The organism is Terrabacter lapilli, assembly GCF_039531305.1.
Lineage (GTDB): Bacteria > Actinomycetota > Actinomycetes > Actinomycetales > Dermatophilaceae > Terrabacter > Terrabacter lapilli.
Genome location: NZ_BAAAPU010000003.1, coordinates 518,086 through 531,537, shown reverse-complemented (window position 1 = coordinate 531,537; position 13,452 = coordinate 518,086). Strand labels below are relative to the sequence as shown.

Genomic DNA, 13,452 nt, shown 5'->3' with positions numbered 1-13,452 from the left:
GCGATCGCTGCGGTCGGCTGACCGGGACGGTCAGGCCTCGGCGGGAGCCTCGACCGGCTCCGTGTCGCCCGCGGCCTCGCCGGCCTGGTCGCCCTCGCCCTCGGGCAGGACCGCGGCAAGGCTGAGCTTGCCGCGCGGGTCGATCTCCTTGAGCTCGACCTGGACCTTCTGGCCGACCTTGACGACGTCGTCGACGCTGTCGATCCGCTTGCCGCCGACGAGCTTGCGCACCTCGGAGATGTGCAGCAGGCCGTCCTTGCCGGGCAGCAGCGAGACGAACGCACCGAACGTCGTCGTCTTGACCACCGTGCCGAGGAAGCGCTCGCCGACCTCGGGCATCTGCGGGTTCGCGATGGCGTTGATCGCCGCGCGAGCCGCCTCGGCCGAGGGGCCGTCGACCGCACCGATGAACACCGTGCCGTCGTCCTCGATCGAGATGTCGGCGCCCGTGTCGTCCTGGATCTGGTTGATCATCTTGCCCTTCGGGCCGATGACCTCACCGATCTTGTCGACGGGGACCTTCACCGTGATGATGCGCGGGGCGTACGGGCTCATCTCGTCGGGCACGTCGATGGCCTCGGCCATGACGTCGAGGATGTGCAGTCGCGCCTCGCGGGCCTGCGTCAGCGCGCCACCGAGGACCGAGGCGGGGATGCCGTCGAGCTTGGTGTCGAGCTGGATGGCCGTGACGAACTCCTTGGTGCCGGCGACCTTGAAGTCCATGTCGCCGAAGGCGTCCTCGGCACCGAGGATGTCGGTGAGCGCGGCGTACTGCGTCTCACCGTCGACGGTGTCGGACACCAGGCCCATCGCGATGCCGGCAACCGGGGCGCGCAGCGGCACACCGGCGTTGAGCAGCGACAGGGTGGAGGCACACACCGAGCCCATGGACGTCGAGCCGTTGGAGCCGAGGGCCTCGGACACCTGACGGATGGCGTACGGGAACTCCTCGCGCGTCGGCAGGACCGGCATGAGCGCACGCTCGGCCAGGGCGCCGTGACCGATCTCGCGGCGCTTCGGCGAACCGACGCGGCCGGTCTCACCGGTGCTGTAGGGCGGGAAGTTGTAGTTGTGCATGTAGCGCTTGCGCGTGACGGGGCTCAGCGTGTCGAGCTGCTGCTCCATCTTGAGCATGTTGAGCGTCGTGACACCCATGATCTGGGTCTCGCCACGCTCGAAGATCGCCGAGCCGTGCACGCGCGGCAGGACCTCGACCTCGGCGCCCAGGGCGCGGATGTCGGCGAGGCCACGACCGTCGATGCGGACCTTGTCGCGCAGGATGCGCTGGCGGATCAGCTTCTTCTGCACGGAGCGGAAGGCGGCCGAGACCTCCTTCTCACGCCCCTCGAACTGCTCGGCGAGCTGCGCCTTGACGGCGGCCTTGATCTCGTCGAGGCGCTCCTCGCGCTCCTGCTTGCCGGCGATGGTGAGGGCGGCGGCGGTGTCGTCGGAGACGGCGGCCTCGACCGCGGCGTAGACGTCCTCCTCGTAGTCGAGGAAGATCGGGAAGTCCTGGACCGGCTTGGCGGCCTCGGCAGCGAGCTGGGCCTGGGCCTCGCAGAGCTGCTTGATGAACTTCTTGGAGGCCTCGAGGCCCTCGGCCACGACCTCCTCGGTCGGCGCCTGCTTGCCCTCGTTCTTGACGAGGTTCCACGTCGACTCGGTGGACTCGGCCTCGACCATCATGATCGCGACGTCGTCACCGCCCGGACCCGACACGACGCGGCCGGCGACGACCATGTCGAAGACCGAGCGCTCGATGTCGGAGAAGTTCGGGAAGGCGACCCACTGGCCGTCGATGAGCGAGACGCGCACGCCACCGATGGGACCCGAGAAGGGCAGGCCGGAGATCTGCGTCGAGGCGCTGGCCGCGTTGATGGCGAGCACGTCGTACTGGTGGTCGGGGTTCAGCGAGAACACCGAGATGATGACCTGGACCTCGTTGCGCAGACCCTTCTTGAAGGTCGGGCGCAGCGGGCGGTCGATGAGGCGGCAGGTGAGGATGGCCTCGGTGGACGGGCGACCCTCGCGGCGGAAGAAGCTGCCGGGGATCTTGCCGATGGCGTACATCCGCTCCTCGACGTCGACCGTCAGGGGGAAGAAGTCGAACTGGTCCTTCGGCTGCTTGCCTGCGGACGTCGTCGACAGGAGCATCGTGTCGTCGTCGAGGTACGCGGTCACGGCGCCGCCGGCCTGCCTGGCCAGGCGTCCGGTCTCGAAACGGACCGTGCGGGTGCCGAAGCTGCCGTTGTCGATGACGGCCTCGGCGAAGGTGATGTCTGGACCCTCCATGTGGGCCCTCGCTTTCTTTTTCTCATGTGCCCCGCACATCGTCGTTGTGTGCGTGGTTTCTTCTACTTCCTTGGGCCGGATGGCCCTGGCGCGGCGTCCGACGTGGCGTCGGTCCAACCGCACCTACGACGAAAGGCGGTCTCCGCGGGGACGCGGTGACCGCCTTTCGTCACGAGCTCATCGACGCAGGCCGAGTCGCTTGATCAGCGAACGGTAGCGCTCGATGTCGGTGGCCTCGAGGTAGCGCAGCATGCGCTTGCGGCGGCCGACCAGCAGGAGGAGACCACGACGGCTGTGGTGGTCGTGCTTGTGGGCCCGAGCGTGCTCGGTCAGGTCCTTGATGCGCTGCGTCAGCATCGCGATCTGGACCTCGGGAGAGCCGGTGTCGCCCTCGACCGTGGCGTACTCGGTCATGATCTGCTTCTTCACGTCAGCGTCCAAAGGCATGGATGACCGACTCCTTCTCATCTCGTTGCGCGGTGCTCCAGGGCAGGTCCACCTGGGCGCTATCGGTCCGCGGCCGATCTACGGCGTCTCCCAGCGTAACAGCGGGGGTCGGACCGCCCTAATCGACGCCTCGGCCGCGCGTGACCGGTTCGTGACCACTGCCTACGTTCGGCCCGAGATGGTTGCGGGTACGTGTGTTGGTGCTCGGGGACCCCATTTGAAGGAGCTAAGGAACACCATGATCGTTCTCGGCCTCATCCTGCTGCTCATTGGCATCTTCGCCAAGATCAGCATCCTGACCACGATCGGCATCATTCTCGTCGTCATCGGCGCGGTGCTCTTCCTCCTCGGCGCGACGGGTCGCGCCATCGGCGGCCGGAAGCACTGGTACTGATCGGTACCGGTCGGTCGCAGCACCCAGCAACACCCAGACGCCCCCGCGGACCCCGCGGGGGCGTCTTGCCGTCCCGGCACCTTCCCGTTCGAGGAGCGGAAGGGCCGGAGAGCACGTATGCCGTCCGCTCGAGGTGAGCGGACGGCATACGTCGTGTGTCAGGCGGGGACTCAGAGGTTGATCATGTGCCCCGCGATGCCCTCGATGGCCTCCTTCACGGCCTCGCTGAGGGTCGGGTGGGCGAAGACGTTGCGGGCCACCTCGTCGGCGGTGAGGTCCCACTGCTGGGCGAGCGTCAGCGCCGGCAGCAGCTCGGTGACCTCGGGCCCGATCATGTGGGCGCCGAGCAGCTCGTTGTGCTCGGCGTCGGCGACGATCTTGACGAAGCCGACGCCTTCGGCCATGCCGCGCGCCTTGCCGTTGGCCGAGAACGGGAAGCTGGCCGTCTTGACCTCGTGGCCCTTTTCCTTGGCCTGGGCCTCGGTGTAGCCGAAGGAGGCGATCTGCGGCTGGCAGAAGGTCGCCCGCGGGATCATGTCGTAGTTGAGCTCCATCGTCTCGGCGTCGGCGATGGTCTCGGCGGCGACGACGCCCATGGCCTCGGCGGTGTGCGCCAGCATGAGCTTGGCGGTGACGTCACCGATGGCGAAGACGTTGGGCACGCTCGTGCGGCCCCGACCGTCGATCGCGATCGCGCCACGCTCGGTCATCTCCAGCCCGAGCGACTCGAGGCCGTAGCCCTCGGTGCGGGGGGCGAAGCCGAAGGCGGCGAGGAACTTCTCGGCCTCGAGGACGGTCTCGTCTCCCCCGGCGGCCGGGGCCACGGTGACGCGCACGCCCGAGCCGGTGTCCTCGACGTTCTTGACGGCGGTGGACAGCAGGACCTTGACGCCGAGCTTCTTGTACTGGCGCAGCAGCTCCTTGGACACGTCGGGGTCCTCGGTGGGCACCATGCGGTCGAGGAACTCGACGATGGTCACGTCGACCCCGAAGTTCTTCATGACGTAGGCGAACTCGACGCCGATGGCACCGGAGCCGCCGATGACGATCGAGCCGGGCAGGTCGGCGTCGAGGATCTGCTCCTCGTAGGTGACGACGTTGTCGCTGACCTGCATCCCGGGCAGCATGCGGACCTGCGCGCCGGTGGCGATGATGAGGTGGTCGAAGGTGACCGAGCGCGACGAGCCGTCGTTGAGGGCGACGTCCATCGACGTCGCCGAGGTGATGGTGCCCCAGCCGTCGATCTCCTCGATCTTGTTCTTCTTCATCAGGTAGTGCACGCCCTTGGCGCTGGCGTCGGCCACCGACCGGCTGCGCGAGTGCGTCGGGGCGTACGACATGGTGGCGTCGCCCTCGATCCCGAACGTCTTCTTCTCGTGCGTGATGATGTGGGCGATCTCGGCGTTGCGCAGCAGCGCCTTGCTCGGGATGCAGCCGACGTTGAGGCACACCCCACCCCAGTACTGCTTCTCCACGACGGCGACCTTCTTGCCGAGCTGCGACGCGCGGATCGCCGCGACGTAGCCACCAGGACCGGCACCGAGCACAACGAGATCGAAATCAGCCATGTCCGACAGCCTATCCGTGCGCGGGAAGCTCCCAGCACGGCGGTCGGGCCGCACATCACGATCTGAACCTCACTTCAGATTGTGCTGTGTCGGAGTCCACATCGTCCCCTATGGCGGGAGTAAGTTTCCGCGACGCACGGCCGAACTTCCCCGGCCCGACCAACGGAGGTCACCAGCGTGAGTACGACTCCGCACCGCCACCAGGCGCCGCCGGCGAACAAGGGCCTGCTCGCCCTCGCCGCGGTGCTCCTGGCCATCCCGATCATCGCCCTGATGCTCGTGGGCACGTATGCCAAGGACGAGCCCCGCGTCGCGGGCTTCCCCTTCTTCATCTGGTACCAGTTCGTCTGGGTCGTCATCTGCTCGGTGCTGACCTACTCGGCGTACCGCATCGTCCTCAAGGCCCGGCCGCACGTGCCGATGAACCCCGAGGGTGACGAGTTCCTCGACGACGACCGCGTCGACCCGCGAGAGGACGGCCTCCGATGAGCGCACTCGTCCCGGCCCTGGGCCCGGCCGCCTCCGGCAACACCGGCGGCGTCAACGTCGTGGCGCTCAGCGTCCTCGTCTTCTTCTTCGTCGTCGTCGCCGGAGCCGGCTTCTGGGCCGCCCGCTGGCGTCGCCCGGCCAGCATGGAGAGCCTCGAGGAGTGGGGCCTCGGCGGACGCTCCTTCGGCACGTGGATCACGTGGTTCCTGCTCGGCGGTGACCTCTACACGGCCTACACGTTCGTCGCGGTGCCCGCGGCGATGTTCTCGGCCGGCGCCGTCAGCGGCTTCTTCGCCGTGCCGTACACGATCGTCCTCTACCCCATCATCTTCGTCTTCATGTCGCGGATGTGGTCGGTCTCGCACCGGCACGGCTACGTGACCCCGGCCGACTTCGTCCAGGGACGCTCCGGCTCGCGCAGCCTCACGCTGGCCGTCGCGGTCACCGGCTTCATCGCGACGATGCCCTACATCGCGCTGCAGCTCGTCGGCATCCAGGCGGTGCTCGAGGTGGCCGGTGTCGGTGGCGGCGGCAACTGGCTGGCCAACGACCTGCCGCTCTTCATCGCCTTCCTCGTCCTCGCGCTCTACACCTACACCTCAGGGCTGCGCGCGCCGGCGATCATCGCCTTCGTCAAGGACATCCTCATCTACCTCGTCATCATCGTGGCGGTCATCTACCTGCCCTCGAAGGTCGGCGGGTGGGGCCACGTCTTCGACGCGGCGCAGGGCAAGATGGCCAAGACCAACCCGGCGACGGGCAAGCCTGCCGGCGTCTTCATCCCGAACGCCAGCCAGTACTGGGCGTACGCGACCCTCGCCCTCGGCTCGGCGATGGCGCTGTTCATGTACCCGCACTCGATCACGGCGACCCTCTCGGCCAAGAACCGCAACACGATCCGCAAGAACGCCTCGATCCTGCCGGCCTACTCCTTCCTGCTCGGGCTGCTGGCGCTGCTCGGCTGGGTGGCCATCGCCGCCGGCACCAAGCCGATCGGCCTCAACGGCAAGCCCAACCCGCAGCTCGTCGTGCCGCAGCTCTTCGAGGACTTCTTCCCCTCGTGGTTCGCCGGCGTCGCCTTCGCCGCGATCGCGATCGGCGCGCTCGTGCCCGCCGCGATCATGTCGATCGCCGCGGCCAACACCTTCACGCGCAACATCTACAAGGCGTGGATCAAGCCGGACGCGACGGTGCAGCAGGAGGCGAAGGTCAGCAAGCTCACCTCGCTGGTCGTCAAGGCCTTCGCGCTTATCTTCGTCCTGACGCTCGACAAGCAGAACGCCATCAACTTCCAGCTCCTCGGTGGCATCTGGATCCTCCAGACGTTCCCGTCGGTGGTGTTCTACCTCTACACGCGCTGGTTCCACCGCCGCGCCCTGCTCGTCGGCTGGGCCGTCGGCATGATCTACGGCACGTGGACGGCATACGGCGTGGCGAGCCCGCAGACTCCGCACTTCGGCGGCTCCATCGCCAACATGCCGGTCGTCGGGCAGCTCGGCTACATCGCGGTGACGGCCTTCGCCATCAACGTCGTGGTGGCCGCGGTGCTGACGCTCGTCTTCCGCGCCGTCAAGGCCGACGAGGGCCGGGACGAGACCATCCCTGCCGACTACTTCGCCGACGCCGGTGACCCCCGTGTCGAGAAGGTCGCCGTCGGCCCGCACGAGTACACGCCCTCCGCGTAGTCGGGGTTCCCACCGGAGAGCACGTATGCCGCAGGGCCGGGTCCGCACGGACCCGGCCCTGCGTGCGTCTCCCCGCCGGCCCGACGAGGTCAGGGGCGGCGCTCACGCTCCGGAGGGAGGGCGGCGATGGCGGCGTCGACGTCGAGGCCCGTGACCTGGAGCAGGTCGACGACGGTCGACCGGATCTGGGCCAGCACCGTCTCGGTCGCGAGGCTCGGCGTGCGCGGCACCTCCCCCGTCGCCGCGGCGACCTCGAGCAGCGCGGAGCGCCCGACGTCGGGCGAGGCGTTCTCCGACAGGGCCCGCCCCATGACGTCCGTGGCCGAGGCGAGGTCGAGGAGGAGCTGGTCGTAGCCGGGAGGCATCGACTCGCCACGGCCCACCGCGATCGTCACGCGACGCACCAGGACGCGGGTGCTGCGCATCGCACGGTCGAGGGGCTCGACGAGGTCGACCATCTTGCGGACGCCGGGCGCGTGGTGGCGCTTGAACGGTGACGAGGTCAGCACGGAGAGTCCCTCGTCCGCTGCGGTCCGCAGCTCGCGCAGCAGCGACTCGGTGCCCCGCGCCGATGCCAGCACCTCCGCGGCGCCCTCGACGTCACCCTCGCGGGCACTCTCCGCCGCGCGCCGGAGCAGCTCCCCGATCTTGCGCACCACCTGCGCCGCTGCGACGCGCGGGCGTCGCAGCGGAGCCTGCGGGACGACGCTGGCCGCGACGAGGGCGACGGCGCCACCGATGAGGGCGTCGGTCCACCGGCCCAGGGCCTGGCCGGGGCTGGCCACGAGGGCGACGATCACGGCGCTCTGCACCGCCGACTGCGTGACGATGACCGGACTGCCGTCGAGCAGGGTCGAGATCGCCATGGCGACGAGGACGACCGCGGTGATCTGCCACGGTCCGCTGCCGGCGTAGTGGACGAAGAGGTCGGCGGTGAAGACGCCGACCGCGACGCCGACGCCGACCTCGAACACGCGGCGCAGCCGCTGCCCGTAGGACATCCCGAGGCACACCACGGCCACGACGGGCGCGAAGAACGCCGTCCGGTGGCCGAAGACGTCGGTCGCGAGCCACCAGGCCACGCCGGCGGCGACCGCGGACTGGACGATGAGGAACCGTCGGGAACGCAGCCGGTCGAGCCGGTTGCGGGCGCTGAGCCGGCTGCGGTCCCAGGCGCGGTCGAGCGCCTCGATGACGGGTGCGTCGCTTCGCAGGTAGTCGTCCACCTCACGCCTCTCGGTCCGTGCTGCCGCGTCCCGTGGAGGCGGTCGGGTCGGCCAGCAGGTGGTGTGGGCTCACAGCCCCAGGGCAAGGATCGCATCGAAGATCTGCCGGACGGCAGGGGCTGCCACCTTCGAGCCCGAGCCGCCCTGCCCGACGACGACCACGACGGCATACCTCGGCTTCGTGGTCGGGCCGTAGCCGGCGAACCACGCGGTGGCCTTCTTGCCGAAGACCTCACCCGTGCCGGTCTTGCCCGCGACGGGGTAGCGCTCCATCGGGAAACCCTGGAAGGCGGTGCCCGCCGAGCCGCCCGGTCGCGTGACGTCTGCCAGGGCAGAACGGACGTATGCGGCGACGTCGGGCCTCAGCGGGACGGTGGCCACCCGCTTCGGCGGGATCGGGGTCGTCGCTCCGCCGGCCGTGCGGAAGGCTGCGGCCACCTGCGGCTGCCAGATCGTGCCGCCGTTGGCGATGGCGGCATAGACGCCCGCCATCTGCAGGATCGTCACGGCCGTGTCGCCCTGGCCGATCGAGAAGTTCACGGCGTCGCCCGCCCGGTACTGGTAGCCGGCCGTGCAGTTCTCCACCGCCAGCCGCTTCAGGTAGTCGGCCCTCGCCCGGTCGCCGCTGGCGACCTCCGGGTAGCCGGTCTTCGCCCGCCTGCACGTCTCGTCCCGGGTGGCGAGCCAGTACTGCTCCTTCCACGCCCGGTCGGGCACCCGCCCGGCGGCCTCCCCCGGCAGGTCGACCCCGGTCCGACGACCGAGGCCGAAGGCCCTGGCCATCGCGACGAACGGGTCCGAGGCCGAGACGGGAGCGGCCAGGCCGCCCTGAGCCAGCCACGCGGCATACGCGAGGCGGTAGAAGACGGTGTCGCACGAGACGACGAGGGTCTTGTGCAGGTCGATGGGGCCGTAGCCCCGCGACTCGTAGTTGTTGAAGACGTGGCCGCCGATCGTCACGCTCGGTGAGCAGTCGAAGGTGCCGTGCAGGTCGGCCCCGGCGTTGACCGCCGCCGGCACCGACACGACCTTGAAGGTCGACGCGGGCGGGAACGTCTCGCTGGTCAGCCGCGACCGCAGCGGCGTGCCGCGACGGTCGTCGGTCAGGCCGGCCAGGTCGCTGCTGCTGATGCCGCCGGCGAAGAGCGACGGGTCGTAGGTGGGATAGCTGGCGGCGGCGAGGACGGCCCCGCTCGTCACGTCGACCACGACGGCAGCGCCGGAGTCAGCCGGCAGCTTCTGCGCGCGGGCCGAGCCCACCGCCCGGGCGAGGGCCGCCTCGGTGCGCGCCTGGAGCCGGGCGTCGAGGTGCGTCACGACGTCGCGGCCCGGGACCGCCGGGGTCGTGCTCACCGTGCGCGTGACGATGCCGCGCGGGTCGATGGCCACGACCGTGGCGCCGTTGGCGCCTCGCAGGACGGCGTCGTACTGGGCCTCGAGGCCGGCACGCCCCACGACGTCCTCCGCGTCGATCCTCCCCCTGCCCGCCGCCACCTGGTCGGCGGAGGCCGGGCCGACCCAGCCGAGCAGGTGCGGAGCGAGGGCGCCCTCGGGCTCGGGATAGTCGCGGGCGGGCTCGCTCGTGACTCCGACGCCGGGGAACTTCTCGGGCTGCTCGAGCAGGGTCAGGGCACGTCGGGGGTCGACGCCGGTCGCGAGCGGGATCGGGACGTAGGGCGAGCCGTTGAAGCAGGCGGGCGCGGGCGGCGCGCCCGCGGTGCCGCACAGTGCGGTCTTGCCCCAGAGCCGCTCGAAGGGCAGGCCGAGGGCTGCTGCGACGCGGGTGACGAGGCCGCGGCCACCGTCCTTCGCGTCGACGAGCACCGACCGCTGCACCGTCACGGCGGTCTCGAACGCGTTGGCGACGAGCGGGCGCCCGGTCCGGTCGAGGATGCGCCCACGGAGGGCGTGGTCGGTGACGGTTCGGGTGTTGACGGTCGTGGCCGCGCGGGCGAGCTGCGGGCCCTGCACGAGCTGCAGCTGCCCCAGGCGCCCGAGGAGCAACCCGAACAGCGTGACGAGCAGGACCAGCACGACGCCCGTGACACCCACCGAGGGCCGCGCTACCCGGCGACGCCGACGAGGCGCCCGGCTGCGCAGGGTGCCCCTCACCCGAGCCTCCGCCGTACGAGCCCGCAGTCCACGGAGAGCAGCGCCGGCAGGAGCACCGCCCCCGCGACCATGGTGGCCACGAGCCGTCGCGCGGTCCCGAGCAGCTCCACGTCGCCGTCGGCGAGCACCGCGGCGGCCACGTGGGCGACCACCGTGGCCAGCGCTGCGACGAGCAGCGCGGCCAGCGGCCTCAGGGGCGAGCGCGACGACGGGCTCCTGAAGAGCCCGGCGGCCAGGCCGGCGGCCATGAGCACCAGCGCCGTCAGCCCGAGCGGCCTGCCGCCGGGCGGCACGAGCTCGACGACCCAGCCGGCGAGCAGGCCCACCAGCGCACCGTGGACCGGACCGCGCAGGACCGCCGTCGCGACGACGCCGACCAGCACGAGGTCGGGCACCAGGGGCGCCGCCACGCCGAGCCTGGGCAGCACGGTGGCCACGAGCAGCGCCGCGACGAGGACGTATGCCGTCCGCAGAAGTCCCAGCAGCGTCGGCCTCACCGAGCGCCTCCGGCTGTCGGGGCGGGCCGGGGCGCCGAGCGCGTGGAGGGGAGGATGACGGCGACGACGTCGATGGCGTCGGGGTCGACGGCCGGACGGACCGTCGCCGTTCTGGAGCCCTCGCCCCGGTCCGGGTCGACGTCGGTCACGGTGCCGACGACGATGCCCGCGGCATACGGCGTGTCGTCGACGCTCCCGAGCGTGCGCACGAGGTCACCGACGACCGGTGCGGCGGGCTGCACGAAGGACAGGCGCAGCGTCCCCCGCGGGCGCGCCTGCGAGTCCCCGGGTGCCGGCGCGGCGACGGTGCCCAGGGTGCCGGCCGCCCCGACGCGCACCGCCACGACCGAGCCCGCGCTGCCGAGCACCTGCACGTCGCTCGTCCAGGGCGAGACCTCGACCACCCGACCGACCAGGCCGTCCGCCGCCACCACGGTGGAGTCGGCGCGCACGCCGTCCCGTGAGCCGACGTCGAGGGTCACGCTGCGGCCCCCGAGCTGGCCCACCTTGGTGGCCACGACCAGGGCCGCCACGACGGCGTGCCCGGCGGCCGACCTCGACCCGAGGAGCTTCTCGAGCCGGCCGAGCTCGTCGAGGCGGTGCTGCTGATCGGCCACGAGGGCGGTCAGGCGGGCGTTGTCACGCTCGGCTGTGGCCTGGTCGGCGCCCGGGGCCGCCGAGAGGAGTCGCTGGACCGGCCCGAGGGCGAGGCCGCCCACGCGGCGGACTGCGTCGACACCGCCCCAGCCGGCCAGGTCGGCGACGAGGAGCACGAGGGTCAGCGAGGCGAGCACGACGAGGAGGCGGCGGCGGGACGTGGAGGTCATGCGACTAGAGGCGGTGGTCCCCGACGAGGAGGCGCTCGAGGCCGGCGAAGTCGTCGACGCACCGCCCGGCGCCGTGGGCGACGGCACGGAGCGGGTCCTGCGCGACCTGGACGGGCACGCCGAGCTCGTGCCGCATCCGCTCGTCGAGGCCGCGCAGCAGTGCTCCCCCGCCGGTGAGGGTGATGCCCCGGTCGAGGATGTCGCCGGCCAGCTCTGGCGGGCAGACGTCGAGCGTGGCGCGGACGAGCTCGATGATCTGCAGGACCGGCCCCTCGATGGCGCGGCGTACCTCGGCGGAGCCCACCTGCACGGTCTTCGGCAGCCCGGTGACGAGGTCGCGGCCGCGCAGCCGAGTGGTCAGCTCCTCACGCAGGGGGAAGACCGAGCCGACCGCCACCTTCAGGTCCTCGGCGCTGCGCTCGCCGAGCAGCAGGGAGTACTCGCTCTTGACGTGGCTGACCAGCGCCTCGTCGATCTCGTCACCGGCGACGCGCAGGGAGCTCGACGTCACGATGCCGCCGAGGCTGATGACCGCGACGTCGGTGCTGCCGCCGCCGATGTCGACCACCATGCTCGCGGCCGTCTCGTGCACGGGCAGGCCGGCGCCGATGGCGGCCGCCATGGGCTCCTCCACCATGTAGACGCGGCGCGCACCGCACCGGGTCGCGGCGTCCTCCAGCGCGCGGCGTTCGACGCCCGTCACCTCGCTCGGGACGCACAGCACCATGCGGGGACGCACGAGCCGCGAGGCGCCGACCAGGTCGATGAACCAGCGCAGCATGCGCTCGGTCTCGTCGGCGTCGGAGACGACGCCGTCACGCAGCGGGCGCACGGCCCGGATGGTCCCCGGCGCGCGTCCGAGCATCTCCTTGGCGCGCGTGCCGGCGGCGACCAGGCGTCCGGAGCCGACGTCCACCGCGACGACGGAGGGCTCCTCCACGACGACACCCTGACCACGGACGTGGATCAGGGTGTTGGCGGTGCCGAGGTCGATCCCCAGGTCACGCCCGAGCGGGCGCAGCCGGGGTCGGGAGGTCATGCCCAGATTGTGCCCCGATCAGCCCGCCAGATCGGGGAACCAGATGCCGATCTCGCGTGTGGCGGACTCGTGGGAGTCGGAGCCGTGCACGATGTTCTGCTGCACCTTGGTGCCCCAGTCGCGCCCGAGGTCCCCGCGGATCGTGCCGGGCGCCGCGTCGGTGGGGTTGGTCGCGCCGGCCAGGCTGCGGAAGCCCTTGACGCAGTCCTGGCCCTCGATGACGACCGCGGCCACCGGGCCGGAGCTCATGAACTCGACGAGCGGCTCGTAGAACGGCTTGCCCTCGTGCTCGGCGTAGTGGGCGGCCAGCTGCTCACGTGAGGGGGTCAGCACCGACAACGCGGCGAGGCGGTAGCCCTTGCCCTCGATGCGGCGCAGGACCTCTCCGGTGAGGCCGCGCGAGAAACCGTCGGGCTTGACGAGGACGAGGGAGCGTTCGGTGGTCACCCGTCCACCCTATCGGCCGGGTCAGGAGGCCCCGCCGCGGCTTCGCGACGGGCCATCTCGGCGTCGATGGGGGCGCCCTTGACGAGGCAGGTGACCCACAGCGCGAGGAAGAAGAGGCCGACGACCAACATCATCGGCACGACGAGCGCGCTGAGCAGGGTGAGGGCCTGGACGACCCATCCCAGCGTCACGCCCCACGGGCGTCGCATGAGTCCCGCGGCGACGATGCACAGCGCGCCGAGGCCGAAGCCCACGACCAGGTATGCCGTGCCGGCGCCGTTCGCCTGGTCGGTCGCCGCGACGGCGCGCGCCACGAGGGCACCGAGGAGGATGCAGATGGACTGGCCACCGAGGACGGTCGCCAGCATCCGGAAGGTGAACTTGCCGGTGCGGCCGTAGAAGATGATCGATCGCATGTGATGGTCTGCC

The 13,452-nt window shown here is 71.0% G+C and carries 13 protein-coding genes; 3 read left to right on the top strand and 10 right to left on the bottom strand.

The window, feature by feature from the left end; all coding sequences use genetic code 11:
* Positions 1-30: 30 nt before the first annotated feature.
* Positions 31-2,292: a polyribonucleotide nucleotidyltransferase gene (locus tag ABD241_RS03825; RefSeq protein ID WP_344058582.1), complete on the bottom strand. Its 2,262-nt coding sequence runs from the start codon at positions 2,290-2,292 to the stop codon at positions 31-33.
* 177 nt (positions 2,293-2,469) lie between these two features.
* A complete protein-coding gene (rpsO, locus tag ABD241_RS03820; RefSeq protein ID WP_020142650.1) occupies positions 2,470-2,739 on the bottom strand; it encodes a 30S ribosomal protein S15 in 270 nt (89 codons plus the stop codon).
* 238 nt (positions 2,740-2,977) lie between these two features.
* Between rpsO and ABD241_RS03815 the strand changes: the two genes are divergently transcribed.
* Entirely contained in the window at positions 2,978-3,133 is a 156-nt protein-coding gene (locus tag ABD241_RS03815; protein WP_185742614.1) for a DUF6131 family protein, read from the top strand.
* A 170-nt stretch (positions 3,134-3,303) separates the two neighbouring features.
* Here the strand turns inward: ABD241_RS03815 and lpdA are convergent, their stop codons facing one another.
* Complete coding sequence (gene lpdA / locus ABD241_RS03810) at positions 3,304-4,701, bottom strand: dihydrolipoyl dehydrogenase (protein ID WP_344058580.1); 1,398 nt, start codon at positions 4,699-4,701, stop codon at positions 3,304-3,306.
* Positions 4,702-4,878: 177 nt separating this feature from the next.
* Between lpdA and ABD241_RS03805 the strand changes: the two genes are divergently transcribed.
* Both ABD241_RS03805 and mctP read left to right on the top strand, forming a co-directional pair.
* Positions 4,879-5,190, top strand: coding sequence for a DUF3311 domain-containing protein (locus ABD241_RS03805; RefSeq protein WP_344058578.1), 312 nt, complete (start codon positions 4,879-4,881; stop codon positions 5,188-5,190).
* Positions 5,187-6,875: a monocarboxylate uptake permease MctP gene (gene mctP / locus ABD241_RS03800; protein ID WP_344058576.1), complete on the top strand. Its 1,689-nt coding sequence runs from the start codon at positions 5,187-5,189 to the stop codon at positions 6,873-6,875. The genes ABD241_RS03805 and mctP overlap by 4 nt, the downstream gene beginning before the upstream one ends.
* Before the next feature lie 89 nt (positions 6,876-6,964).
* Here mctP and ABD241_RS03795 read toward each other — a convergent pair whose 3' ends face one another.
* The 7 genes from ABD241_RS03795 to ABD241_RS03765 all read right to left on the bottom strand — a co-directional run bounded on the left by ABD241_RS03795 (position 6,965) and on the right by ABD241_RS03765 (position 13,439).
* Positions 6,965-8,101: an FUSC family protein gene (locus tag ABD241_RS03795; RefSeq protein ID WP_344058574.1), complete on the bottom strand. Its 1,137-nt coding sequence runs from the start codon at positions 8,099-8,101 to the stop codon at positions 6,965-6,967.
* Between the two features lie 69 nt (positions 8,102-8,170).
* A complete protein-coding gene (mrdA, locus tag ABD241_RS03790; RefSeq protein WP_344058572.1) occupies positions 8,171-10,153 on the bottom strand; it encodes a penicillin-binding protein 2 in 1,983 nt (660 codons plus the stop codon).
* A 56-nt stretch (positions 10,154-10,209) separates the two neighbouring features.
* On the bottom strand, positions 10,210-10,710 hold the full coding sequence (locus ABD241_RS03785; protein ID WP_344058570.1) for a rod shape-determining protein MreD: 501 nt from the start codon (positions 10,708-10,710) through the stop codon (positions 10,210-10,212).
* Positions 10,707-11,537: a rod shape-determining protein MreC gene (gene mreC, locus ABD241_RS03780; RefSeq protein WP_344058567.1), complete on the bottom strand. Its 831-nt coding sequence runs from the start codon at positions 11,535-11,537 to the stop codon at positions 10,707-10,709. The genes ABD241_RS03785 and mreC overlap by 4 nt, the downstream gene beginning before the upstream one ends.
* A 4-nt stretch (positions 11,538-11,541) precedes the next feature.
* Positions 11,542-12,576: a rod shape-determining protein gene (mreB, locus tag ABD241_RS03775; protein WP_425580668.1), complete on the bottom strand. Its 1,035-nt coding sequence runs from the start codon at positions 12,574-12,576 to the stop codon at positions 11,542-11,544.
* 18 nt (positions 12,577-12,594) lie between these two features.
* The gene (gene ndk, locus ABD241_RS03770) at positions 12,595-13,023 is read right to left on the bottom strand and encodes a nucleoside-diphosphate kinase (RefSeq protein WP_344058565.1); all 429 of its coding nucleotides are present in this window, start codon (positions 13,021-13,023) and stop codon (positions 12,595-12,597) included.
* Positions 13,020-13,439, bottom strand: coding sequence for a DUF4233 domain-containing protein (locus ABD241_RS03765; RefSeq protein WP_344058563.1), 420 nt, complete (start codon positions 13,437-13,439; stop codon positions 13,020-13,022). Before ABD241_RS03765 ends, ndk begins: the two co-directional genes overlap by 4 nt.
* Between the last annotated feature and the right edge of the window lie 13 nt (positions 13,440-13,452).

Coding starts and splice junctions, on each gene's coding strand:
- lpdA (WP_344058580.1), bottom strand. CDS start 4,701: ATGGCTGATTTCGATCTCGTTGTGCTCGGTGCCGGTCCTGGTGGCTAC.
- mctP (WP_344058576.1), top strand. CDS start 5,187: ATGAGCGCACTCGTCCCGGCCCTGGGCCCGGCCGCCTCCGGCAACACC.
- mreC (WP_344058567.1), bottom strand. CDS start 11,537: ATGACCTCCACGTCCCGCCGCCGCCTCCTCGTCGTGCTCGCCTCGCTG.
- ABD241_RS03825 (WP_344058582.1), bottom strand. CDS start 2,292: ATGGAGGGTCCAGACATCACCTTCGCCGAGGCCGTCATCGACAACGGC.
- ABD241_RS03765 (WP_344058563.1), bottom strand. CDS start 13,439: ATGCGATCGATCATCTTCTACGGCCGCACCGGCAAGTTCACCTTCCGG.
- ABD241_RS03815 (WP_185742614.1), top strand. CDS start 2,978: ATGATCGTTCTCGGCCTCATCCTGCTGCTCATTGGCATCTTCGCCAAG.
- rpsO (WP_020142650.1), bottom strand. CDS start 2,739: ATGCCTTTGGACGCTGACGTGAAGAAGCAGATCATGACCGAGTACGCC.
- mreB (WP_425580668.1), bottom strand. CDS start 12,576: ATGACCTCCCGACCCCGGCTGCGCCCGCTCGGGCGTGACCTGGGGATC.